The sequence below is a fragment of the Hamadaea tsunoensis DSM 44101 genome (genome assembly GCF_000428945.1).
GTDB classification, from domain to species: Bacteria; Actinomycetota; Actinomycetes; order Mycobacteriales; family Micromonosporaceae; genus Hamadaea; species Hamadaea tsunoensis.
The window spans coordinates 1-23,731 of record NZ_AUAX01000008.1; the positions used below are offsets into that span (position 1 = coordinate 1).

At 71.8% G+C, this 23,731-nt stretch carries 24 protein-coding genes and 1 rRNA gene; 4 read left to right on the forward strand and 21 right to left on the reverse strand.

The genetic code is table 11. The features are described from left to right. From G401_RS0116185 to G401_RS0116210, 6 genes are all read right to left on the reverse strand, one after another. Positions 1–230, reverse strand: a 16S ribosomal RNA gene (locus G401_RS0116185); the annotation flags it as partial. A 359-nt stretch (positions 231–589) separates the two neighbouring features. Next, positions 590–1,846, reverse strand: a complete 1,257-nt coding sequence (gene tyrS / locus G401_RS0116190) for a tyrosine--tRNA ligase (protein ID WP_027343329.1) — start codon at positions 1,844–1,846, stop codon at positions 590–592. A gap of 53 nt (positions 1,847–1,899) precedes the next feature. After that, positions 1,900–2,343 carry a CBS domain-containing protein gene (locus tag G401_RS0116195; protein ID WP_027343330.1) on the reverse strand — a complete coding sequence of 148 codons (444 nt, stop codon included), beginning with the start codon at positions 2,341–2,343 and terminating at the stop codon, positions 1,900–1,902. Between the two features lie 7 nt (positions 2,344–2,350). Further along, positions 2,351–2,932 carry a hypothetical protein gene (locus tag G401_RS46090; RefSeq protein WP_051366727.1) on the reverse strand — a complete coding sequence of 194 codons (582 nt, stop codon included), beginning with the start codon at positions 2,930–2,932 and terminating at the stop codon, positions 2,351–2,353. 1 nt (position 2,933) lies between these two features. Then, positions 2,934–3,419 (reverse strand): peroxiredoxin, encoded by a 486-nt coding sequence (locus tag G401_RS0116205; RefSeq protein ID WP_034591902.1) that lies wholly within the window; start codon positions 3,417–3,419, stop codon positions 2,934–2,936. 58 nt (positions 3,420–3,477) lie between these two features. Then, positions 3,478–4,743, reverse strand: coding sequence for an MFS transporter (locus G401_RS0116210; RefSeq protein ID WP_064741777.1), 1,266 nt, complete (start codon positions 4,741–4,743; stop codon positions 3,478–3,480). Positions 4,744–4,842: 99 nt separating this feature from the next. On the opposite strand from G401_RS0116210, the gene G401_RS54755 reads away from it, so the two are divergent. The 3 genes from G401_RS54755 to G401_RS46095 all read left to right on the forward strand — a co-directional run bounded on the left by G401_RS54755 (position 4,843) and on the right by G401_RS46095 (position 8,047). Then, entirely contained in the window at positions 4,843–5,928 is a 1,086-nt protein-coding gene (locus tag G401_RS54755) for a GNAT family N-acetyltransferase (RefSeq protein ID WP_051366728.1), read from the forward strand. A 64-nt stretch (positions 5,929–5,992) separates the two neighbouring features. Then, positions 5,993–7,846, forward strand: coding sequence for a CASTOR/POLLUX-related putative ion channel (locus tag G401_RS0116220; RefSeq protein ID WP_027343334.1), 1,854 nt, complete (start codon positions 5,993–5,995; stop codon positions 7,844–7,846). A gap of 15 nt (positions 7,847–7,861) precedes the next feature. After that, positions 7,862–8,047 (forward strand): hypothetical protein, encoded by a 186-nt coding sequence (locus G401_RS46095; RefSeq protein WP_034591904.1) that lies wholly within the window; start codon positions 7,862–7,864, stop codon positions 8,045–8,047. Between the two features lie 147 nt (positions 8,048–8,194). On the opposite strand, the gene G401_RS0116230 is transcribed toward G401_RS46095, so the two are convergent. From G401_RS0116230 to argC, 13 genes are all read right to left on the reverse strand, one after another. After that, positions 8,195–10,687 carry a LuxR C-terminal-related transcriptional regulator gene (locus G401_RS0116230; protein ID WP_157545787.1) on the reverse strand — a complete coding sequence of 831 codons (2,493 nt, stop codon included), beginning with the start codon at positions 10,685–10,687 and terminating at the stop codon, positions 8,195–8,197. 31 nt (positions 10,688–10,718) lie between these two features. Further along, complete coding sequence (locus G401_RS52785) at positions 10,719–11,282, reverse strand: hypothetical protein (RefSeq protein ID WP_157545789.1); 564 nt, start codon at positions 11,280–11,282, stop codon at positions 10,719–10,721. A 49-nt stretch (positions 11,283–11,331) separates the two neighbouring features. Beyond that, positions 11,332–11,946 (reverse strand): GNAT family N-acetyltransferase, encoded by a 615-nt coding sequence (locus G401_RS46105; RefSeq protein WP_084557256.1) that lies wholly within the window; start codon positions 11,944–11,946, stop codon positions 11,332–11,334. A gap of 34 nt (positions 11,947–11,980) precedes the next feature. Beyond that, entirely contained in the window at positions 11,981–12,628 is a 648-nt protein-coding gene (locus G401_RS0116245) for a class I SAM-dependent methyltransferase (RefSeq protein WP_027343336.1), read from the reverse strand. 36 nt (positions 12,629–12,664) lie between these two features. Next, entirely contained in the window at positions 12,665–13,288 is a 624-nt protein-coding gene (locus G401_RS0116250) for a DNA-3-methyladenine glycosylase (protein ID WP_034591905.1), read from the reverse strand. 10 nt (positions 13,289–13,298) lie between these two features. Next, positions 13,299–14,699, reverse strand: a complete 1,401-nt coding sequence (gene argH, locus G401_RS0116255; protein WP_084557257.1) for an argininosuccinate lyase — start codon at positions 14,697–14,699, stop codon at positions 13,299–13,301. Positions 14,700–14,839: 140 nt separating this feature from the next. Beyond that, positions 14,840–16,039, reverse strand: coding sequence for an argininosuccinate synthase (locus G401_RS0116260; RefSeq protein ID WP_027343339.1), 1,200 nt, complete (start codon positions 16,037–16,039; stop codon positions 14,840–14,842). 45 nt (positions 16,040–16,084) lie between these two features. Further along, a complete protein-coding gene (locus G401_RS0116265) occupies positions 16,085–16,570 on the reverse strand; it encodes an arginine repressor (RefSeq protein WP_027343340.1) in 486 nt (161 codons plus the stop codon). Then, on the reverse strand, positions 16,567–17,487 hold the full coding sequence (gene argF, locus G401_RS0116270; protein ID WP_027343341.1) for an ornithine carbamoyltransferase: 921 nt from the start codon (positions 17,485–17,487) through the stop codon (positions 16,567–16,569). The genes G401_RS0116265 and argF overlap by 4 nt, the downstream gene beginning before the upstream one ends. Continuing rightward, the gene (locus tag G401_RS0116275; protein ID WP_027343342.1) at positions 17,484–18,689 is read right to left on the reverse strand and encodes an acetylornithine transaminase; all 1,206 of its coding nucleotides are present in this window, start codon (positions 18,687–18,689) and stop codon (positions 17,484–17,486) included. The genes argF and G401_RS0116275 overlap by 4 nt, the downstream gene beginning before the upstream one ends. Continuing rightward, on the reverse strand, positions 18,686–19,555 hold the full coding sequence (gene argB, locus G401_RS0116280) for an acetylglutamate kinase (RefSeq protein ID WP_027343343.1): 870 nt from the start codon (positions 19,553–19,555) through the stop codon (positions 18,686–18,688). The genes G401_RS0116275 and argB overlap by 4 nt, the downstream gene beginning before the upstream one ends. Further along, positions 19,552–20,748 carry a bifunctional glutamate N-acetyltransferase/amino-acid acetyltransferase ArgJ gene (argJ, locus tag G401_RS0116285; RefSeq protein WP_027343344.1) on the reverse strand — a complete coding sequence of 399 codons (1,197 nt, stop codon included), beginning with the start codon at positions 20,746–20,748 and terminating at the stop codon, positions 19,552–19,554. Before argJ ends, argB begins: the two co-directional genes overlap by 4 nt. Positions 20,749–20,779: 31 nt before the next feature. Further along, on the reverse strand, positions 20,780–21,790 hold the full coding sequence (gene argC, locus G401_RS0116290) for an N-acetyl-gamma-glutamyl-phosphate reductase (protein ID WP_027343345.1): 1,011 nt from the start codon (positions 21,788–21,790) through the stop codon (positions 20,780–20,782). Between the two features lie 118 nt (positions 21,791–21,908). Between argC and G401_RS0116295 the strand changes: the two genes are divergently transcribed. Beyond that, on the forward strand, positions 21,909–22,274 hold the full coding sequence (locus tag G401_RS0116295; RefSeq protein ID WP_027343346.1) for a VOC family protein: 366 nt from the start codon (positions 21,909–21,911) through the stop codon (positions 22,272–22,274). Here G401_RS0116295 and G401_RS0116300 read toward each other — a convergent pair. Both G401_RS0116300 and G401_RS46110 read right to left on the reverse strand, forming a co-directional pair. Continuing rightward, entirely contained in the window at positions 22,246–22,950 is a 705-nt protein-coding gene (locus tag G401_RS0116300; RefSeq protein ID WP_027343347.1) for an ABC transporter permease, read from the reverse strand. The two genes, G401_RS0116295 and G401_RS0116300, sit on opposite strands and share 29 nt — an antisense overlap. Continuing rightward, positions 22,947–23,684 (reverse strand): ABC transporter ATP-binding protein, encoded by a 738-nt coding sequence (locus G401_RS46110; protein ID WP_034591906.1) that lies wholly within the window; start codon positions 23,682–23,684, stop codon positions 22,947–22,949. Before G401_RS46110 ends, G401_RS0116300 begins: the two co-directional genes overlap by 4 nt. Positions 23,685–23,731: the final 47 nt, after the last annotated feature.

The window sequence follows — 23,731 nt, forward strand, 5'->3', positions numbered from 1 at the left end:
CGCGAGCCCATCCCCAGCCGAAAAACTTTCCACACAGAATCATGCGATCCCAAGTGAATATCCGGTATTAGCCATCGTTTCCGACAGTTATCCCAGAGCCAGGGGCAGGTTACTCACGTGTTACTCACCCGTTCGCCGCTCGAGTACCCCGAAGGGCCTTTCCGCTCGACTTGCATGTGTTAAGCACGCCGCCAGCGTTCGTCCTGAGCCAGGATCAAACTCTCCAAAAAAGAATTCAAAAATCCCGGCAAACCTCCAAAGAGGTATCACCAAAGGAATCATCCACGAGGGATGCAATAACTTGGCACTGGCATTACAAGCACCCTGTTGAGTTCTCAAAGAACAAGCACACACCAAGCATCCTCCGGAATTCACCGGACCATTCTTGGGGCAACCTGAACTACTCTACCCGCGCACCTCCAGGCCGTCAAATCGGCCCGCCGGCTTCGCAACGGGTTGGTCTTTGCGGTTTTTGTCCGTTCCGCTCTGACCTGGAGAACATTACGGGGCCGGACCGCCGATTGGCAAATCGAGCGGACGCGGCCCCGGTCACATGGTTGATCTCTGCCTATAAAGAGAGGTCAGAGCATCAGCTCTGGAGCTGGATTCCGGCGATGGTCTTCTTGCCCCGGCGCAACACGAGGAATTCTCCGTGCAGAAGCGAGTCCACGGACACCTCGGCGTCAGCGTCGCCGATGCGTTCGTTGTTGACGTAGAGGCCGCCCTCGGCCGCCGCCCGGCGCGCTTCACCGAGGCCCGCCACCAGGCCGGACTCCTTGAAGAGGGCCGCGTAGGTGCCCAGCGCGGGCACGGTCGCGAGGCCGGCTTCGGACAGCGCCGAGCGCAGCGTCCCGGGCGACAGGGTTTCCAGACCGCCCCGGCCGAACAGCGCCTGCGACGCCGCGATCACCTGATCGGTCTCGTCCTTGCCGTGCACCAGCGTGGTCAGCTCCTCGGCCAGCGCGCGCTGCGCCGCCCGGGCGAACGGCCGCTCCGCGGTCTCCTGCTCGAGCGCCTCCAGCTCTTCCCGCGTACGGAAGCTGAAGTACTTGAGGTAGCGCAGGACGTCGCGGTCCTCGGTGTTGAACCAGAACTGGTAGAACGCGTACGGGCTGGTGAGGGTGGCGTCGAGCCAGACCGCCCCGCCCTCGGTCTTGCCGAACTTGGTGCCGTCCGCCTTCGTCACGAGCGGTGTCGTGAAGGCGTGCACCGGACCCGCGCCGCGGCGGCGGATGAAGTCCACGCCGGCGGTGATGTTGCCCCACTGGTCCGAGCCGCCGAACTGCAGCGTGCAGCCGTGGCGTACGTGCAGCTCGTAGTAGTCGTTGGACTGCAGCAGCTGGTACGCGAACTCGGTGAAGCTGATCCCGCTCTCCAGCCGCGTCCGCACGACGTCGCGGGCCAGCATCTTGCTGACCGGGAAGTGTTTGCCGACGTCCCGCAGGAACTCGATGGCCGACATCGGCTCGGTCCAGTCCAGGTTGTTGACCATCGTGGCCGCGACCGGCCCGTCGAAGTCGAAGAACGGCTCGACCTGGTTCCGGATCTTGACCACCCAGCCGGCCGTGACCTCGGGCGGGTTGAGCGTACGCTCGCCCGTCTCGCGCGGGTCGCCGATCTGGCCGGTCGCCCCGCCGACGAGCAGCAGCGGGCGGTGGCCGGCGAGCTGGAGCCGCCGCGCGGTGAGGATCTGGGTCAGGTGCCCGAGGTGCAGGCTGGCCGCCGTCGGGTCGAAGCCGACATAGAAGGTCGCCGGCCCGGAGTCCAGATGTTCACGCAGTTCGTCCAGGCCGGTCGAGTCCTGGAGCAGGCCCCGCCAGTGCAGGTCGTCGAGGATATGGGTCACGCCGTCGATTGTTCCGCATCCGCCCGGCGGGACGCACGCCGGTTAGGCAGGCGTCAGGAGGTCTGCTGTCCCGGGCTCGGCGGCGCCTTGGTGATGGCGGAGACGAAGTGGGCGAGCTTGTCCTCGGACAGGTGCTGGGCGAGGTCGCCTTCGCTGATCATGCCGACGAGCATGTGCTCCTCGATCACGGGTACGCGCCGGATCATGTTGCTCTCCATGAGCCGGAGCACCTCGTCCTCGGTGTCCTCGGCGTCGACGCAGAACGGCTTGCCCTCGGCGAGTTCGCCGGCGGTCACCGTGGCGGGGTCGTGGCCCATGGCGATGCACTTCACGACGATGTCGCGGTCGGTCAGGATGCCGGTCAGCTTGTCGTCCGGCCCGCAGATCGGCAGCGAGCCGACGTTCATGTCCCGCATCATCTCCGCGGCACGGTCGAGCGTCTCGTGCGCCGGTACGCATTCCACGCCCGCGTGCATGATGTCCTTCGCAGTCGTCATGCCATCATCATCCGGCCTGCTCAGGGGCCTCGCTGGCGTATCGACCATCGTCGGATTCGAGCTGGAGCAGGACCGGGGCGAGCAGGTCGTTGACGTGCTGGGCGATCACGGCGACCGCGCGACGGGCCGAAACCAGACATTCCGCCCCTGGCCCGGCCGGCGCGGGCGGCAGCCCGGACAGCGGCAGCGGCGCCTGCATCGTCAGCGACGCCCGCAGGAACGGGTGCTTGGCGAGGTCCTGCGGGGCGGGCTCGACGTACTGGCCGAACACCTCGGGCCAGTCCTGCCAGCCGCGGTCCTGCCACCACGACCGGTTGGTCCGCAGCCCGGCCGGCAGCGGCGCGGCGATCTGCGCGTACGCGGTCAGGCCGCCGTCCCACGAGTTGCGGGAGCACTGGACCGACAGGATCCGCCGATGGCAGCGGACGAGGCCGGGATCGAGCACGGGCGGGATGGCCAGTTGCCAGGCCACCACGGCGAACGCCACCGGTGAGATGTCGCCGAACGCGTGCCGGAACAGCCCGGGTGTGGCGTCGACCTGCTCGTCGTAGCGACCGTCGAACGCACGGTCGATCCAGACCGCCCGCACCTCAGGCCGCCGCTCCTTGCGAGAGGCTCTGCACGATCTCCAGCGCCCCCTGGATGTGCTTGCCGATGTTGCTCATCGAGCTGAACATGTGCCGGACGACGCCCTCGCGGTCGATGACGTACGTGACGCGGCCGGGGATCAGCCCGAACATCGCCGCCGACACCCCGTACGCCTTGCGTACGGTGCCGTCGGCGTCGGCGACCAGGGTGAACGGGAGGCCGTGCTTGCGGGCGAACTTGTCGTGCGCGGCGACCGAGTCCGAGCTGATGCCGACCACCTGCGCGCCGGCCTCGGTGAAGTCCTCGTACGAGTCGCGGAACGCGCACGCCTCGGCGGTGCAGCCGGCCGTCTCGTCCTTGGGGTAGAAGTACAGGACCACGACCTTCTCGCCGCGGAACGCGCTGAGCGTCACCTGCTCGCCGTTCTGGTCGGCCAGCGTGAAGTCGGGGGCGACGTCGCCGACGCCGATGCCCTTGCTCGCTGCCATGTGCACGCTCCTCGATATCTGACTCGGGCCGCATGAACCCGGACCGTGTGAACAATGCTCAGGAAGGGTCGCCCACCGGCGCCAACTCAGCCGAGACTACTGCCGTCCTATCGCGAGCCGCCAGCGGGCGTACGCGGGCGAGGAAGAGGGCGAAGCCGACGCCGCAGAGCACCGGGCACGCGCCCTGGACGGTCAGCATCGTGAGCACGCCCACCCGGTCGGTCAGCCAGCCCGCGAGGCCCGCGCCGGCCAGGCCGGCCAGCGACTGGCCGACCAGCATGACCGCGTACACCCTGCCCATGTACGCGTCGCCGACCTCCCGTTGCAGCAGGGTCATGAACGCCGCCGACGTGACGACCGCGGGGATGCCGACGACGGCGAACAGGACGAGGCCGGGCCAGATCTCGGCGGACAACCGGGGATAGTTGAAGATCGCGAGGTCGACCAGCCCGAACGCGATCAGCCCGGCGGACAGCAGGAGGCCGGGGCGCAGCCGGGCGGCGATCGGCGTACCGGCGATGCCGCCGAGGACACCGCCGGCCGCCTGGGCCGACATCAGCCAGCCGATCTGGGCGGAGCCGCCGCGCAGCGGCCCGGTGACGAAGATGGCGAACACGCTGCCCATGACGCCCTCGCCGACCGAGAGCACGGTGATGATCGCCAGCAGGGCGATGGTCAGCGGCGACCGGGCGATCGAGCGCAGCCCGTCGACGAACTCGGCGCGGAAGCCCGCCTTCTCGGTGGCCGGGGGTTGGTGGTCGCCGGTGATCAGGGCGATCATCCCGGCCGCGAGGAGGAAGGACGCCGCGTCGGCCAGCGCCACGCCGTGCAGCCCCAGCCAGGCCGCCAGCAGACCGCCGAGCGCCGGCCCGGTCAGCCGGCCGATGTTGTTGTTCAGCGTGTTGAGGGCGTTGGCCGCCGGCAGCTGGTCGTCGCCGACGAGCTTGGGCAGCAGCGCGTTCTCGGCCGGTGCGAAGAACTGGCCGAGCGCCGCCTCGGCGAACGTCACCACGTAGACGATCCAGATGCTGCCGGCGGAGTGGACCGCGAGCAGCGGGAGCAGGGACACCGCCTGCAGGACGCTGACGATCACCATGGTCCGCCGCCGGTCCCACCGGTCGACGTAGACCCCCGCGGCCGCGCCCACGACCAGCACACCGGCCAGGCCGGCGGCCACGACGCCGCTGGTCGCCAGCGGGGAGCCGGTGAGGCGCAGCACGTAGAACGGCAGCGCGATCCTCAGTGTCCAGTCCCCGGCGATCGACATCAGGCCGGCCCACCAGAGCAGGGCGAAGTTGCGACGGCGAAGCGGGGCGAAATGCATGGCGTCAGCTCTCCCGTGAGGTGATGTCATCATGGCATCGTTATGACTGCACCATGCCACCGCTGATGACGTCAGTCAAGCGTCAACTACCGTGGAGTCGTGACGTCACCGCTCGTACTCTGTCTGCGTACCGATCAGGAAGTGCTCATCAGAGGGGTCGCCGAGGTCCTCGTCGAGGCCGCCCGCCGCGAGGAGGCCGTGGGACTGCTGCCGTCGGTCACCGTCGAGGCGTACCTGGGCCGGATCGCCGGGCTGCTCACCCGGATCGACCAGGGCGACGCCGGCCTGCTCGCCGCCGTCGACCACACCAGCGCCGTCGTCGGCACCGTGCAGTGGCAGCGCTCCGTCTACGACACCCGGCGCGTGATGGCCGAGATCAACAAGGTCAGCGTCGCCCCGGCCGCCCGCGGCCTCGGGCTGGCCAAGGCCCTGATCGAGACCGCCGCGGCCGACGCCCGCGATCACGGGGTCGAGCTGCTCACCCTGGACGTACGCGGCAACAACCGGGGCGCGATCGACCTGTACGCCGGGTGCGGCTTCACGCGTACAGGCAAATGGGCGAACGGGGTCGCGGACGGTGACGCGCGGCATGACGTGATCTCGATGGCGCGCGACCTGGGACGGCCGCCGGGGGTGCGGTTGCTGGGGTCGTTGCCGGTGGGCGGCGGCGCGAGCCTGGGCCGCGGCGAGGTACGCACCGCGCGGCTGCTCCTGACCCGCCCGGAGCGCGGCGATGCGGACGCGCACTTCGCGATCCACGGCGACCCGGCGGCCAACGTGCACAATCCGGCGGGTCCGCAGACCAACCCGGCGGAGAGCGCGGTGCAGCTGGCGGTGTGGGAGCGGCACTGGCGGGAGTTCGGCTTCGGCTACTGGACGGTGCGCGACCCGGACACCGGCGAGATCCTCGGCTTCGGCGGCGTCCGCCCGAGCGGCCACGGCGAGGACGGCATGAACCTCTACTACCGGCTGCGCCCGTCCGCCTGGGGCCACGGGTACGCGCAGGAGGTGGCGCGCGCGGCTCTGGAGAACGCGAAACGGCAGGCGCCCGGTGAGCCGGTGCTGGCCCTCATCCGGCCGGACAACACGCCGTCCATCAAGGTCGCCGAGCGCGTGGGGTTGGTGCTCGACGGGACCGTGGACCGGGAACTGGGCCGCTACCTGCGCTACCGCGTCCTGCCCTGAGGTGCGCCGGGGGCGTCTGGCAGCATGTGCCTACCCCTCTCTTGCATAGATGTGAGGCACCCCCGTGATCTCCGCAAGGCTGCGCTACTGGTTCGACAATGTGATGTCCCGTGGCACGCCGGCCCTCACCGGCCTGCTCGGGCTGATCACGCTGGGACTCGTCCTCGTGATCGCCGTCCTGGTGGAGATCTTCGCGCCCGGCGCGGTCAACAGCCCCGGCGACGCCGTGTGGAAGGACTTCCTGCACACGCTCGACTCGGGCGCGATCGGCGGCGACCCGGAGGACCAGCCGGTCTACGTGGTCCTGATGTTCCTCGCCACGCTGGGCGGCATCTTCATCCTGAGCGCGCTGGTCGGCGTACTGACGACGGGGTTGTCCGACCGGCTCGTCGAACTGCGCAAGGGCCGCTCGATGGTGCTGGAGAAGGGGCACGTCGTGGTGCTCGGCTGGTCCGACCAGCTGCCGACGATCATCCGCGAACTGTCCCTGGCGGACGACGGCACCACCCGCGTCGCGATCCTCGCCGACCGGGACAAGGTCGCCATGGAAGACGAACTGCGTACCCGCCTGCGCGATCACGGCAAGGTCCGCATCGTCTGCCGTACCGGCAACCCGGCCGATCCCGCCGATCTCGCGATCGTCCGGCCCGAGGAGGCGCGGGTGCTCATGCTGCCCTCGCCGGCCGGCGACAACGCCGACATCCAGGTGGTCAAGACGCTGCTCGCGCTGCGCCAGGTGGCCTGGCCCAAGGGCCGCCCGCCGTCGGTCGCCGTCATCCGCGACACCACCAACATGCCCGCCGCGACGCTCGCCGGCGGCACCGGCGTCACGATCATCGACGCCGAGGACATCACCGCGCGCCTGCTCGTCCAGTCCCGCCGCCACCCCGGCCTGTCCGCGGTCTGCACCGACCTGCTCGGCTTCGAGGGCGTCGAGATCCACATGATCGCCGCGCCCTCGCTGGCCGGCCGGACCTACGGCGAGGCACTTCAGGCGTACGCGACGTCGGCCGTCATCGGCGTCCGGCACCCGGTCGACGGCTGGACGAAGGTGAACCCGCCCGCCGACACGGTCATCGGCCCGGACGACGAGATGGTCGTGCTGGCCGAGAACAGCGCCTCGATCCGGCTCGCCGACTCTCCCGCCCCCGTGGCCGAGCCGACCATCAGCGGCAACGGCAAGACCAAGGTACGCGCCGACGACACGCTCGTGCTCGGCTGGAACGACCGCGGCCCGACGATCGTGCGGCTGCTCGACCGGTACCTGACCGAGGGCTCGACCCTGCACATCGCGGCCACCCGGCTCGACGCGGACTTCACCGTGGAAGGCGTCAACCGCCTGGTCCTCACGTCCTCGCAGTGCGACCCGACCAGCCGCCGGGCCCTCGAAGCACTCGGCCCGCACGGCTTCGAGCACGTGGTGGTGCTGGCCGACGACAACCTCGAACCGGCCCAGGCCGACGCGCACAGCCTCGTCACGCTGCTGCACCTGCGCGACCTCAAGGAACGCGGCGAAGCCTCGTACGCGATCGTCGGCGAGCTCAACGACGACGCCAACCGCCGGCTGGCCCAGGTGACCCGGGCGGACGACTTCGTGGTGAGCCAGAAGATGATCAGCCTGCTGCTGACCCAGCTCGCCTGCAACGGCCACCTGAGCGCGGTCTTCGCCGAACTGTTCGAGCCCGGCGGGTCCGACGTGTACCTCAAGCCGGTGGCCGAGTACGTGCTGCCCGGCACGCAGACCACGTTCGCCACCGTCATCGAGGCGGCGCTGCGGCGGGGCGAGACCGCGTTCGGCTACCGGCTGGACTCGCGTACACAGGAGACGCCGGGATTCGGGGTACGCCTGAACCCGCCCAAGGACGAGCCGATCACGTTCACCGACGCCGACCGGATCGTGGTGCTCGCCGAGAATTAGGACTACCGTTCGCGCATGCGTTGGGTATGGCTCGTGGTCGGGCTCCTGCTGGTGCTGACCGGCCTTGTCTGGATCTTCCAAGGCGTCGGTACGCTCGGCGGCAGCAGCATGACCGGTGATCCGAAGTGGACGATCATCGGCGCGGTGGTCGCGGTGATCGGCCTGGTCGTCGCCTGGCGCAGCGCCCGCCGCCGCCCCTGACCGCCCCCAAGATCTGGTTTGGATCAGGGTTTCGCACGTAATCATGGGCCATGATTCGGATGATTTCCCTGATCCAAACGGGATCTTGGCGCGGCCGGCGACCGACCGGCCAGGCCGGCGGCGGGGCGGACAGGTGGGTGGGCGCAGTCAGCGCCAGCCGAGGGCGGGGCCGAGGTCCGCGCGGCCGGTGACGCCGAGTTTGGCGTACACGCGGTGGAGATGGTTCTCGACCGTGCGGACCGACAGCACCAGCCGGGCGGCGATCTCCGGGTTGGTCAGACCGCTCGCCACCAGCGCCGCGATCTCCCGTTCCCGGCGGCTCAACGCGGCCGGGGCCTGCTGCGACCACCACGGCAGCCGGGTCGCCGGACCGGCCGCGGCGAGCTGGTCGCGCCGCCAGGCGGCCGCCGACACGGTCTTCGGCGTGCCCCGGCGGAGCCGGACGATCGCGTCGCACGCCTCGGCGGCCAGCCCCGGCGTACCCAGCTCCTCGTACGCGTCGGCGACCGCCAGCAGTTCTTCCGCCGGGCCGGACGCAAGCGCGCGGACGAACGCGGCGTGGACGGCGTACGCGCCGGGCAGCGGGGGCAGCCGGTCGAGCAGGGCCAACCCGTCGGCGGGATCGTGGAAGCGGGCGACGAGCCAGGCCGCTTCGGTCGCCACCGCGTACGCGCCGCAGGTCAGCTGGTCGTCGAAGAGCCGGCGCAGGAGCGCCGCACCCTCGCCGGCCGCTCCGGCGCACGCCAGGACGAACGCCTCGGCGCGGGCCTCGTCGACCTCGGCGAACAGCACCGAGCCGCCGACCCGGATCTCGACGGCCGTGGCCAGCGCGGTCCGGGCGGCCTCGATCCGCTGCTGGGCGGCCTCGGCGACGGCCAGCTGGCAGGCGATCCAGTGCCGGGTGCCCGGCCGGACCTCGGGGCCGTCGGCCGCGCGCAGTTCGGCCGCGGCGGCGGCATAGTCGCCCCGGTACGCCGAAACGCCCGCGGCGGCGGCGAACCCGAGTGCCCGGGCGGCGGGCCAGCCGACCGTGCCGGAAGCGCCGGACGAGCTCGAACCCCAGTCGCGCAGGGCCGACGCGAGGGCCGCCGCCTCCCCCGGTCGGCCCGCCGCGAGCAGCGTGCCGGTCAGGCCGAACCGCAGCGACATCGTCAGATCCGCCGGCTGGCCCGGCCGGTCGTGGTGGCGGAGGATCGCCGCGCACTCGTCCACCCGGCCGAGCTGGAAGTACGCGCCGGCCAGCTGGTGGACGGCGTATCCGCTGGGGCCGGCGAGTTCGACCGCCGACAGCAGCGGGTCGGCGGCACAGGCCGCGGCGGCGTCGGCGTACCGGCGGCGGAGGGTGGCCAGCTGCACCTCGATGACCGTCGTCGGCTCCCCGAACCCCTCCAGGTACGCGATCGCGAGGTCGATGCGGCGCAGTCCGCGTACCAGGTTGGCGACCCGGGCGGCGGCCAGTTCGGGGCGGTCGGCGAACGCGGCGAGCACCGCGTCGGCCTCGGCGTACCGGTGCTGCTGGACGAGCGCACCGGCCAGCAGTTCGGCCCGGCGGGGGGAGGATTCGCGGACTGATCCGGCCAGCGTGGCGGCGAGCGTACCGTCCATCCGGGACAGTGCCTCGGCCGCCGCGGCCAGCAGTTCGGCGTCGTCCGGCACGTCGGCGGCGGCCAGCCGCAGGGTCACCCGGCGCAGCAGGTGGCGGTCGCCGGTCAGCTCGGCGGCGAGCGCCCGGCGCAGCCGCCGCAGGGTCACCGACGCCGCGCCGGCCAGCAGCACCTCGCCGTAGAGCGGATGCGGCAGCCAGACCTCGTCCCCGGCGGCCGACGCGTGCAGCCAGTCCCGCTCGCACATGGACTCGACCAGCTCCGGGCCGCACAGCGCGCCGAGCGCGTCCGCATCCACCGGCTCGCCGAGCGCCACCACCAGCAGCGCCTCGCGCTCGGCCGGGGTCACCGCGGCCAGCCGGTCGGCGAGCACCTGCGTCACCCCGCCCGCGCGGCCGTCGTCGTGCCACCGCCAGCCGCGCTGCCCGGGCCGCAGCACCCCGTCGGCCAGCGCCGAGGCCACGAGTTCCACGCAGGCCAGCGCGTTGCCGCCGGTCAGCCGGTACAGCGCCGCGGCCGCCGCCGGTTCGAGCGCACCGCCGGCCAGCTCCGCGGCCATGTCCGCCACGCCGTCGGACGTCAGCGGCGACAGGCGTACACAGGGCAGATCCGGGAGTACGCGATCACGGGCGACCGCGATCAGGCGTACCCCCGGGGTGCGGGTGAGTTCGTGGAGGACGGCCGCGGAGCCGTCGTCGAGCAGGTGGGCGTCGTCGACCACGACGGTGGCGGGGATGTCCGCGAAGCGGGAGAGCAGCTCGCGCAGGACGACCGCCGGTGCCACCCCGGGGCCTTGCCAGGGTCCGCCGAGGTAGCGGGCGAAGGCGCCGAACGGGATCGCGGCGGCCGCCGGCGTGCCGGCGATCCACTCGGCGCCCGGACCGGCCAGGACGCGCGCGAGGTGGGTCTTGCCCACGCCGGCCGGACCGGACAGCAGCACGCTCCCGGTCCGGTCCAGGTACGCCCGGGCCCGCGCGGCCTCGGCGGCCCGACCGGGCACCGCGGCGGACCGGACGGACCTGTGTTGATCACGCACGCGGGGGAATGTACCCCGCGCGCACACCCGGCTACGCACTCGGCAGTTGCGGGGTCACCAACTTGGCGACCTCGATCGCGCCCGCCTTCGGGTTGTTGTGGTGCATCCGCACGTCGAGCACGTAGCAGTGGAAGAGGTCCACGTCGGTGAGGCGTACCGTCAGCTGGCCGGAGGACGTGAAGTAGACGGCTTCCTTGCCCAGCCCCGCCACCCGCTCGCCCTGCGACTTGGTCATGTCGAACATCGTCTTGGCGTTCGGCTGCCACTCGGTGATCAGTTTGCCGACCCCGCCGGCCTCCTCGTAGGTGCACACGGCGACGTCGCCCGACAGGCTCGGCGTGGCCGTCTTCACGGCGAAACCGGAGATCTCGGCGGCCTTGGCGACGGTCATCATCCCGCAGATCTGCTCCGGTGTGACCTTTCCGCCGGCCGCGGCCGGTGCCGCGCTCGGACTCGCGGCGGCGCCCGCGGTACTCGCGGCCGGCGCGGCCGCGGTCGTCGCGGGGGCCGCCGCCGGTGTGCCGGTCGGTCCGCACGCGGACAGGAGGACGGCGGCCAGGGGTGCCACCGCGGCGAGGGCAGGAGACCTTCTCATGCGCCGATGATCGGCGAGCCGGGCACCCCGGCGCATGAGTGGTCACCACTCAAATCGCGGGGTCGCGCAGCCCCACGCAGTCGAGGTCCCAGAAGGTCTGCGCGTAGACGTGCGTGCCCGTCATCCACGGCGCGTACGCCCGCAGCCGGCGGACCTGGAACGCCGGGTCCGGGATGCGCAGCGACGGCGACCGGAAGCCGAACGCGCTGGCCCGCTCGAACCCGAGCCGGCCGTAGTAGTCCGGTGCACCCTCCAGGAACACCAGCGGTACGCCGGCCGCGTCGGCCGCCGCGAGCGCGGTCGCCACCAGCCGGCCGCCCAGCCCGCGCCGCTGATGGTCAGACGCGACCGCCAGCGGCGACAAGGTGTACACGTCGACGAGTTCGCGGGGCGCGTCCAGGCGGCCGTGGCTGAGCAGCACGTGCCCCACGACCAGTTCGCCGGCGACCGCGACGAAGCCGAGCGGGGGCAGCGGCGCCCCGGCCGACCGCAGGCGCCGGATCAGCTCCGGGATCAGCGGGTCGTCGCCGAACGCCTCGTACGCCATCCGCTCCGCGGCGGCCGCGTCGCCGGGCGTCTCGGGCCGGACCTGGTAGCCGTCCTCGTAACCGTATTTGTAGCCGTCCGTGTAGCCGTCCGTGTAGCCGTCCTCGTGCCCGGTCATGACGGATCCGCCAGATCGTCCATGATCGGGCACCTTAATCCCCGGCCGAGCGGCGGACGAGCAGGTACGACCGCTGGCTCGCGTGTTCCGTGGCGGGATCGGGCATCCGGTCCAGCCGGGCGACCAGCTCCAGCCCGGCCCGGCCGAGCGCGTCGATCTCCACCACCGGATCGAGGTAGCGGAACGTCAGGTCGACCTCCTCGTCCCACCACAGCCGCAGCACCTGCGCCGTCCCCGTCGCGTACGCGAGATCGCCGGTGTGGAAGGCGACGAGCGCATGGCCACCGGGCGCGAGTGCCCTGGCGAACTCCCGGTACGCCGCGGCCCGCTGCCGCTCGTCGAGATGGATGACGGCGTAGAAGCAGACGATCCCGCCGAGGGCCGCGTCGCGTACCGGCAGGGCGGTCATGTCGGCGGCGCAGAACGGCAGCCCGGTGTCCCGCCGCCCGATGACGCACATGGCCGGGGACAGGTCGAGCCCGGCGGCGCGTACGCCCCGGCCGGCCAGGTAGGCGGCGACATGACCGGGTCCGCACCCCAGATCCAGCACGGTACGCCCGGCCGTCAGCTCGGCGAACGTGTCCAGCAGGGCCCGGTCGAGGGGCTTGCCGCGCAGTTCCCTGCCGATCTCGGCGGCGTAGTGTTCGGCGACCTTGTCATAGCTGGCCCGGGTCTGCGGCATGGCCCTCAAACTACAGCCGGGCTTCGGCGGCAGCGCCTACCGCTCCCCCGCCCGCCGCCGCGGCGTATGTCGCTTGTAGACGCTCACGGTCGGATCGTCGCGCAGCCAGAACCGCCACGGCCGGTCGTGCTCGGAACTCACCCCGACCCGCGGCCCGGCCACGATCCCCGCCGGATCGACCGGAGCCGGCGGCGGCAGCAGGCGCAGCGGCCCGGTCCCGTCCAACAGGTTCGTCCCGTAGAAACTCCCGTCGGCGCCCAACGTCGTCGCCAGCCGCGCCGGTCCGCGCGCGAGCTCCCGGGCGGCCTTCACACCAGGGCGACGCGTACGCGCGACGGCCTCGCCCTCGACGACCTCCCCGGCCCGCAGCAACACCGCCGACGCCTCGCCGACCGGCCCGGTCACCACGTTCAGGCACCAGTGCATCCCGTAGGTGAAGTACGCGTACAGCACCCCGGCCGGCCCGAACATGACCTTCGTCCGGGGCGTCGGCCCCCGGTGCGCGTGCGAAGCGGAGTCCAGCCCCTGGCCGGCGTACGCCTCGACCTCGGTCAGCCGCACGACGACCCCGTCGGCGCCGGCCAGCCGCCAGCCGAGCAGGTCGCGGGCGGCCTCGGTCACCCGCGAAGCGGGCAGGTCATACCAAGCGGTCACGCCCATAAGGAGATCACTATTCGTTGCCGGCTGCCCAGCCCTGCCACTCCTTGAGTTCGCGCTGCACCGCGCCGAGCTGTACGCCGACCGCCTCCGGCCCCGTCGAACCGGGCGTCTTGCGGGCGGCGAGGGCCGACTCGACGGTCAGCACGTCGCGTACGCCGGGATCGAGGTGGTCGGAGACCGCGGCCAGATCCTCGTCGGTGACCTCGTGGAGTTCGATGCGGCGGGCGGCGCAGAGCGCGACGAGCCGGCCGGTGATCTCGTGGGCCTCGCGGAACGGGACGTTCTTGCGGACGAGCCAGTCGGCTACCTCGGTGGCGAGCGAGTAGCCGATGGGGGCCGCCGCGGCGAGCACCTCGGCGCGTACGCGCATCGTCGCGATCAATCCGGTCATGGCGGGCAGGACGAGGCGGAGGGTGTCGAGGGCGTCGAAGACGGGCTCCTTGTCCTCCTGCATGTCGCGGTCGTAGGTGAGCGGCAGGCCCTTGAGCATCGTGAGCACGGCGACGAGGCCGCCGATGAGCCGGCCGGCCTTGCCGCGGGCGAGTTCGGCGATGTCGGCGTTCTTCTTCTGCGGCATGATCGACGAGCCGGTCGCGAAGGCGTCGTCGAGCTCGACCCAGCCGAACTCCTGCGAGGTCCACAGGACGATCTCCTCGCCCAGCCGGCTCAGGTGTACGCCGAGCAGCGCCGTGACGAACAGGAACTCGGCCACGAAGTCGCGGTCGGAGACGGCGTCCATCGAGTTGGCGGCCGACGAGTGGAATCCGAGTTCCTTGGCGACCCGCTCGGGGTCGAGGGGCAGCGACGATCCGGCGAGCGCACCGGCGCCCAGCGGGCTCACCGCCGTACGCCGATCCCAGTCGCGCAGCCGGTCGAGGTCGCGCAGCAGCGGCTGGACGTGCGCGAGCAGCCAGTGGCCGAAGGTGACCGGCTGGGCGTGCTGGACGTGCGTCATGCCCGGGGCCGGCGTCGAGACGTGTGCGGCGGCCTGCTCGGCCAGGGCGGTCGCGAGGTCGGCCACGTCGGCGGCCAGGCCGCGGGCGTGGTCGCGCAGGTAGAGGCGGAGATCCGTGGCCACCTGGTCGTTGCGGGAGCGGCCGGCGCGCAGCTTGCCGCCGAGCGTGCCGAGCTTCTCGACGAGGCCGCGTTCGAGCGCGGTGTGCACGTCCTCGTCGGCGACGGTCGCGACGAAGGCGCCCTCGGCGACCTCCTCGGCCAGTTCGTCCAGCGCGGCGAGCATGGACCGCAGCTCGTCCGGTTCGAGCAGGCCGGCGTCGGCCAGGACCCGGGCGTGCGCCTTCGACGCGGCCAGATCGTAGGGGGCCAGCCGCATGTCGAAGTGCACGCTGACGGACAGCGCCGCGAGCGCCTCGGCGGGGCCGCCTTCGAACCGTCCACCCCAGAGCTTCACTGAACTACCTCTCACACGGTCTTGTTGGCAACGATCTTGCGCGAATGCCTCGAATTTCGCGGCTTATGCCGGAAACACCGGTACATTCGCGCAAGATCGTCGGAAAAGCGGGGCCCGGCGACGGGGTCGCCGGAAGGGGGTCAGGACAGGCGGGTGTCCCGGGCGGCGGCCAGCCGCGACGGCAGGCCCCACAGGTCGACGAAGCCCTTGGCCAGCGACTGGTCGAACAGGTCGCCCTCGTCGTAGGTGGCCAGGCTGAAGTCGTACAGCGACGTCTCCGAGCGCCGGCCGGTGACCACCGCGCGGCCGCCGTGCAGCGTCATCCGGATCTCGCCGGTGACGTGCTTCTGCGACTCGTCGATGAACGCCTCCAGCGACTGCTTGAGCGGCGAGAACCAGAGGCCGTCGTAGATCAGCTCGCCCCAGCGCTGGTCGACCGACCGCTTGAAGCGGGCCAGGTCGCGCTCGACCGTGACGTTCTCCAGCTCCTGGTGGGCGGTGATCAGCGCGATCGCGCCGGGCGCCTCGTAGACCTCGCGGCTCTTGATGCCGACGAGCCGGTCCTCCACCATGTCGATGCGGCCGACGCCCTGGGCGCCCGCGCGCCGGTTCAGCTCGGCGATCGCCTGGAACGGCGTCACGGTCTCGCCGTCGATGGCGACCGGACGGCCGGCCTCGAAGGTGATGACGACCTCGTCGGCGTCCCGCGCGACGGACGGGTCCTGCGTGTACGAGTAGATGTCCTCGATCGGGCCGTTCCAGATGTCCTCGAGGAAGCCCGTCTCGACGGCCCGGCCGAAGATGTTCTGGTCGACCGAGTACGGCGACTTCTTCGACTGGTCGATCGGCAGGCCCTTGGCCTCGGCGTACGCGATGGCCTTGTCCCGGGTCCAGGCGAAGTCCCGCGCCGGGGCGACCACCTTGAGGTGCGGGGCGAGCGCGCCGATGCCGACCTCGAAGCGGACCTGGTCGTTGCCCTTGCCGGTGCAGCCGTGCGACACGATCGTGCCGGAGTGCTTGCGGGCCGCCTCGACGAGGTGCTTGACGATCAGCGGCCGGGAGAGCGCGCTGACCAGCGGGTAGCGGTCCATGTAGAGCGCGTTGGCGCGGATCGCCGGCAGGCAGAAGTCGGCCGCGAACTCCTCGCGCGCGTCGATGACCTCGGACTCGACCGCGCCGCAGGCCAGCGCCCGCTTGCGGACGACCTCCATGTCCTCGCCGCCCTGGCCCACGTCGACCGCCACGGCGATGACCTCGGCGCCCATCTTCTCGGCGAGGTAGGGAATGGCGACGGACGTGTCCAGACCGCCGGAGTAGGCCAGTACGACCCGCTCAGTCATGATCGTGCTCCTTGGTTGTCATGGTTGTAACCTGCGGTCCAGGCCTCAGGTGTCCTGGTCGGTGATCGCGGCCCAGGCCGCGAGCTTGGCGGCGAGACCGGCCCCGCCGATCGCCTCCCGGGCGACGACGAAGATCGTGTCGTCGCCGGCGATCGTCCCGGCGATGTCCGCCAGTCCGGCGCGGTCGATCGCGCTGGCGAGGAACTGGGCCGCGCCGGGCGGCGTACGCAGCACCGCGATGTTCCCGCTGTGATCGGTCCCGGTCAGCAGCTCGCGCAGCAGGCGGATCAGGCGTACCTGGGCCTGCTCGGACGCGCGCAGCGCCTTGGTGCCGTCCTCGGGGATCAGGTAGACGCCGCCGACCTTGATCGCCCGCAGCTCCTCCAGGTCCCGCGACAGCGTCGCCTGGGTCACCTGCACCCCGTCCGTGGCGAGCAGTTCGGCCAGCTCGGTCTGGGAGCGTACGGCGCCGGCACGGATCAGCTCCTCGATCCGGGCGTGCCGTGCGGTGCGCGTCGCGGGCGCGGTCACTGCGCCACCAGCCAGGCCAGCAGCGCCTTCTGCGCGTGCAGCCGGTTCTCCGCCTCGTCGAAGACCGCGCTGTGCGGCCCGTCCAGCACGCCGTCGGTGATCTCCTCACCCCGGTGCGCCGGCAGGCAGTGCAGCACGATCGCCGCCGGGTCCGCGTGGGCCACGAGCTCCTCGTTCACCTGGTACGCGACGAACGGCGCGACCCGGTCGAGCCCGTCGTTCTCCTGTCCCATGGAGGTCCAGGCGTCCGTGGCCACGACGTGCGCCCCGGTGACGGCGGCGACGGGATCGCGTACCACGGCGACGGAACCGCCGGTCGAAGCCGCGATCTTCTCCGCGTCGGCCACCACGGCCGGGTCCGGGTCGAACCCGGCCGGGCCGCAGACGCGTACGTGCATGCCGGCGGTGGCCCCGGCCAGCAGCGTCGAAGCGCTCATGTTGTTGGCCGCGTCGCCCAGGAACACCATCGTCAGCCCCTGCGTACGCCCGAACCGCTCCCGGACCGTCATCAGGTCGGCGAGCAGCTGGCACGGGTGGAAGCCGTCGGTCAGCGCGTTGACCACCGGGACCGTCGCGTGCGACGCGATCTGGGCGAGCCGGTCGTCGCCGAAGGTCCGCATGACGATCGCGGAGCAGTAGCGCGAGAGCACCTGGCCGGTGTCGGACAGCGACTCGCCCCGGCCGAGGTGCGTCAGCTGCGTGTCGACCGTGATCGCATGGCCGCCCAGGTCGCTGATGCCGGCCTCGAACGACAGCCGCGTACGCAGCGACTGCTTGTCGAACAGCACGGCCACCGACTGCGGGCCCTGCAACGGCCGGTGCTTCCACCGGTCGGCTTTCATCTGCGCGGCCAGCTCCAGCACGGCCAGCTGCTCGGCCGGCAGCAGGTCGTCGTCGCGTAAGAAGTGCCTGGTCACGAAAGTTTCTCCGCCCCGTCCAGGGCAGCCGGGAGCGCGGCCAGCAACGCGTCGACCTGGTCGGCCGAGATGATCAGGGGCGGCGCGAGGCGGATGACGTCCGGCTGGGCCGCGTTCACGATGAACCCGGCGCTGCGCAGCTTCACCACGACCTCGGCGGCCAGCGGCTTCGTCAGCTGTACGCCGAGCAGCAGGCCCGCGCCGCGTACCGAGCCGACGAGCGGGTGGCCGAGCGCCTCGATCCCCCGCCGCAGCCGCTCGCCGGTGCGCTTGACGTGGTCGAGCAGCCCCTCGCCGGCGATCGTCCGCAGCACGGACAGGCCGGCGGCGCAGGCGATCGGGTTGCCGCCGAAGGTGGTGCCGTGGTGCCCGGGGCCGAACAGCGCGGCCGCCCCGCCGGGGTGCCGCCGGGCGAACGGGCCGTCGGCGAACGCGACCGCCGCGCCGATGGGCAGGCCGCCGCCGAGCCCCTTGGCCAGGGTGATGATGTCCGGCTGCACGCCCTCCGCCTGGTACGCGAACCAGTGCCCGGTACGCCCGACGCCGGTCTGCACCTCGTCGAGGACGAACAGGGCACCGTGCGCGGCCGCGATCTCACCGACGGCGGCCAGGTACCCGGCCGGCGGGACGATCACGCCGCCCTCGCCGAGGATCGGTTCGAGGATGACCATCGCGGTCTCGTCGGTGACGGCCGCTTCCATCGCGGCGAGATCGCCGTAAGGGATGTGGGTCACCTCGGCGGGCAGCGGCAGGAAGGGGTCGCGCTTGCCGGGCTGGCCGGTCAGCGACAGCGCCCCCATCGTCCGCCCGTGGAACGCGTTGCGGCAGGCCACCACGTGCGTACGCCCGGTCAGCCGGGACATCTTGAAGGCGGCCTCGTTGGCCTCGGCGCCGGAGTTGCCGAAGAACACCTTGCCGGGCCGGCCGGTCAGGGCCAGCAGCAGCTCGGCCAGCGCGATCGGCGGCTCGGCGGCGTAGAAGTTGGAGACGTGCCCCAGCTTGCCGATCTGCTCGGTGACCGCGGCGACCACGGCCGGGTGGGCGTGGCCGAGCGCGTTGACCGCGATGCCGCCCAGGAAGTCCACGTAGGACTTGCCGTTCTCGTCGGTCACCACCGCGCCCTGCCCGGAGACGAGTGCGACCGAGGGGGTCCCGTAGTTGTTGGCGAGGGACTGTTCCCACCGCGCGATGAGGGAGGTCATGGGGTCACCATCGTTCCGTGGCCGGCTTCAGTGAAGATCTCGAGCAGTACCGAGTGGGGGGTGCGGCCGTCGACGACGTGCGCCGCCGGTACGCCGCCGCGTACCGCCCGCAGGCAGGCTTCCATTTTGGGCACCATCCCGGCCGACAGGTCCGGCAGCAGCTTCTCCAGCTGCGTCGCCGTCAGCTGGGAGATCAGGCTGGACGTGTCGGGCCAGTTCGCGTACAGGCCGGGGACGTCGGTCAGCACGACGAGCTTGCGGGCGCCCAGCGCCACGGCAAGGGCGGCCGCCGCGGTGTCGGCGTTGAGGTTGTGCACCACGCCGTTCGCATCGGGCGCCACCGTCGACACGACCGGGATCTGCCCGGCCGACAGCAGCTTCTCGACGACCGTCGCCTGCACCGAGGCCACATCGCCGACGAGGCCGATGTCCACCGGCTCGCCGTCGACCATCGCCGGGCGCCGCTCGGCCGTGAACAGGCCGCCGTCGCTGCCGGACAGGCCCACGCCGAACGAGCCGTGCGCGTTGATCTCGCGGACGAGGTCCTGGCCGACCTGGCCGACGAGGACCATCTGCACGATCTGCATCGCCTCGGGCGTGGTGACCCGCAGGCCGCCGCGGAACTCGCTGGTCAGCCCGACCCGCGAGAGCATCGCCGAGATCTGCGGGCCGCCGCCGTGCACGACGACCGGGCGCAGCCCGGCCATCCGCAGGAAGACCATGTCGGCGGCGAACGAGGCGCGCAGCTCCTCGGAGACCATCGCGTTGCCGCCGTACTTGACGACGATCGTGGACTTGCGGAACCGGCTGAGCCACGGCAGCGCCTCGACGAGGACGCCGGCCTTCTCCTGCGCGGACAACGTCATGACGAGTACGCCGAGTTCTCGTGCACGTACCCGTGGGACAAGTCGTTCGTCCAGACCGTCGCCGTGTCGATCCCGGCGTTGAGGTCGATCGTGATGTGGACGTCGCGACCGGTCAGGTCCACCTTGGACCGGTCCTCGGCGGCGGCGCCGCCGCGGCAGATCCACACGCCGTTGACGGCCACGTTCAGCTCGTCCGCCTCGAAGGCGGCCTTCGTGGTGCCGACGGCGGCCAGGATGCGGCCCCAGTTCGGGTCGTTGCCGAACAGCGCGGTCTTCACGAGGTTGTTGCGGGCGACCGCGCGGCCGACCTCGACCGCCTCGTCCTCGTCCGCGGCGTTGACGACCTCGATCGCGACCTGCTTGGTGGCGCCCTCGGCGTCGTTCATCAGCTGCTGGGCCAGATCGTGGCAGGCGGCGGTGACCGCGGCGGTCAGCTCCTCCTGCGTCGGCTCCATCCCGGACGCGCCGCTGGCCAGCAGCAGCACGGTGTCGTTGGTGGACATCGCGCCGTCGGAGTCGAGCCGGTCGAACGTGACCCGGGTCGCCGCACGCAGGGCCTCGTCGAGCGCGGCCGAGCCGGCGATGGCGTCGGTGGTCAGCACGACAAGCATCGTGGCCAGCGCCGGGGCGAGCATGCCCGCGCCCTTCGCCATGCCGCCGACCTTCCAGCCGTCCCGCTCGACGATGACGGTCTTGGCCACGGTGTCGGTGGTCATGATGGCCTCGGCCGCGGCGACGCCGCCCGATTCCAGCCCGCCGCCGCTGTCGCGGCCGAGCGACTTGACCGCCAGGTTCACGCCGGACAGCAGCTTCGGCATCGGCAGCCGCTCGCCGATCAGGCCGGTCGAGCAGACCGCGACCTCGCCGGCGCCGAGCAGCATCCGCTTGGCGCCCGGGCTGCGCAGGGCGGCCGCCACGTGCTCGGCGGTGGCGTGCGTGTCCTGGAAGCCGGCCGGGCCGGTGCAGGCGTTGGCGCCGCCGGAGTTGAGGACGACGGCCTTGAGCACGCCGCTCTTGAGCACCTGGCGGCTCCACAGCACCGGCGCCGCCTGGACGCGGTTCGCCGTGAACACGCCGGCGGCGGTCGCGTCGGGTCCGTCGTTGACGACCAGGGCCAGGTCGGGCTTGCCGGAGGCCTTGAGCCCGGCGACGACGCCGGCGGCCCGGAAGCCCTTGGGAGCGGTAACAGACATCAGAGCCTCCGAAGATTCGCGCGAGCGCTCATCAGCGCACTCCGAACGCGGTCAGGCCGGCCGACTCCGGCAGGCCGAGCATGATGTTGGCGCACTGCACCGCCTGGGCGGACGCGCCCTTGCCGAGGTTGTCGATGGCGCTGACGACGATGACGCGACCGCTGTCGACGTCGACCGCCGCCTGCAGGTGGCAGCTGTTGGAACCCAGGGTCGCCGAGGTGTGCGGCACGGCCCCGTCGGGCAGGACGGTCACGAACGGCTCCGCCGCGTACGCGTCGGAAAGCACCTCGCGCACGACGGCGCTGGTGATGTCGCAGCTGGTCGGGCGGCCGGTGACGGTGGCGAGGATGCCGCGCGGCATCGGCGCGAGGACCGGCGTGAACGACAGGGTCCTGGCCCCGGTGGCCTGCTTGATCTCGGGCACGTGCTGGTGGGCGCCGACCTTGTAGGGGCTGAGGTCGCTCATGACCTCGGAGCCGAGCAGGTGGACCTTGGCCGACTTGCCCGCCCCGGTCGTGCCGCTCGCGGCGACCACCACGACGTCCTCGGCCTCGATCAGCCCGGAGGCGATCAGCGGCGCGAGCGCGAGCGTGGTCGCGACCGCATAACAACCGGTGTTGGCGACCCGGTCGGCCCGCGCGATCCGCTCCCGCTGACCGGGCAGCTCCGGCAGGCCGTAGGTCCAGGTGCCGGCGTGCTCGCCGCCGTAGTACTTCGTCCAGAGGGAACCGTCGATCAACCGGTGGTCGGCGCCGAGGTCCACGATCTTCACGCTCGCCGGCAGCTGCGCCGCGAGGGCCGCCGACTCGCCGTGCGGCAGCGCTAGAAACACCAGGTCAGCGCCGCTCAGGGTCTCGACGTCCGTCGAGCCGAGGGTCATGTCCAGGCTCGCCAGCTGCGGGTGTACGCGTCCCAGCGGCGCTCCGGCCTGCGAGTGGGCCGTGGCCACCGTCAGGTCGAACTGGGGGTGCCCGGCGAGGAGGCGCAGGAGTTCGCCGCCCGCGTACCCGCTGGCTCCGGCGACTGCCACTGTGATGCCCATACCGACCTCCGCAACTTTATGCAGTCATGAGCATACAGGCGGCAGAATGTTCATGCAAAGGAGTCTTCCGTCATTCACGCGGTGGCGGCGGTCACACTCTGGGTGGATGATCAGCGGTGTGACGGGATTCGGAACCTTCAGCGGGATCGCCCTCGAATGCCGGGACCCGCGCGCGCTCGCCGCGTTCTACGCGGAGATCACCGGCTGGGAGACCGCGTTCGACAACGACGACTGGGTGTCGATCGGACCGGCCGGCGACACCTGGCACCTGTCCTTCCAGCGGGCACCGGGGCACGTGCCGCCGGTCTGGCCGGACGACACCTCCTCCATGCAGTTCCACCTGCACTTCCGGGTCGCCGACCGGGCCGCCGCCGAACAGCGCGTACGCGAGCTCGGCGGCGTGCACCTCGGCGGGGACGTGTGGGCGGACCCGGCCGGTCACCCGTTCTGCCTGGTCAACCCTCCACGTCCGCCCGGCGCGTGACGAGAACGGCCGCACCCCCGAACACCGCCGCGTACGCGACGAGCAGCAGACCTGCACCGGCCTGGGGAAGGCCGCCGGCACCCATGTCGCCGAGGGCCATCGCGGCCTGGAACGGCAGCCACTTCGCGAGCGAGTCGCCGAGCAGCTGAGCGGCGATACCTTCGACGACGGCGATCCAGGCCAGCACCACGGCCACCGCGCCGACCAGATTGCGCAGCAGCGCCCCGACGGCCACGCCGACGACGGCGAACAGCACGTTCCAGGCGACGGCGCCGGCGAGCGTACGCCAGAGGTCGGCCGAGAACGGCACGTCGCCGAGCCACACGGCCGTGGTGGCCAGCGCGACCAGAGCGGCGGTGAGCGCGTACGCGGCCGCGAGCCCGGCGGCGACGGTCACCTTGGCGGCGAGCACGCGCAGCCGCCGGGGTTCGGCGAGATACGTCTCGGAGATCGTCTTGTGCCGGTACTCCCCCGCCATCACGCGCACGCCCAGCAGCAACGAAAGCGTGCCGATCAGGCCGACGTGGCCGACCGCCTTCGGCACCAGCCCGGCGCCGTCACCGGTCCTACGGGCGAGCAGCCCCGACACGCCCGCGATCACCAGCAGGTACCCGGCGCCGAGCAGGAGCCAGGTGCTGCGTACGGAGCGGAGCTTGAGCCATTCGGTGACGATCATCGGGCACTCCCGGCGCTGGTCAGACGCAGGAACGCGGCCTCGATCGAGGTCCCGGCCGAGGCCAGCTCGGCCAGGTCGCCGTCGAACCGCTTGCGGCCGCCGGCCACGACGAGGACCCGGTCGACGGTCTGCGCCACCTCGGCCAGGATGTGGCTGGAGACGAGGATCGTGCGGCCCTGGGCGGCCAGGTCCCGCAGCAGGTTGCGCAGCCAGGCCAGGCCCGCGGGGTCGAGACCGTTGCCGGGCTCGTCCAGGATCAGCAGGCCGGGATCGCCGAGCAGGGCCGTCGCCAGGCCCAGCCGCTGACGCATGCCCAGCGAGTAGCCGCGAACGCGACGGTCGGCCGCGTCGCCGAGGTCCACGAGTTTCAGCACCTCGTCGACCCGGGCCGCCGGTACGCCGCCCGCCCGGGCCGCGATGCGCAGATGCTCCCGCGCCCGCCGTCCGGGGTGGTACGCGGTCGCCTCCAGCACCGCACCCACGCGGCGCTTCGGATGGGACAGGCCCGCGTACGGACGGCCGTCGACGAGGGCGGTGCCGGACGTCGGGCGGACGAGGCCGAGCAGCATGCGGGCCGTGGTCGTCTTGCCGGCGCCGTTCGGCCCGAGGAAGGCGGTCACCGTGCCGGGATGCAGGTCGAACGAGAGGTCGTCGACGGCCGTGACGGCGCCGAAGCGCTTGGTCAGGCCACGAACCGACACGGTCGGGGGAACAGAGAGGGTCGGACTGGTCATGGCGGCAACCTTGGCCCCGCCGGGCGCCCCGGCACATCGCCCGGCCG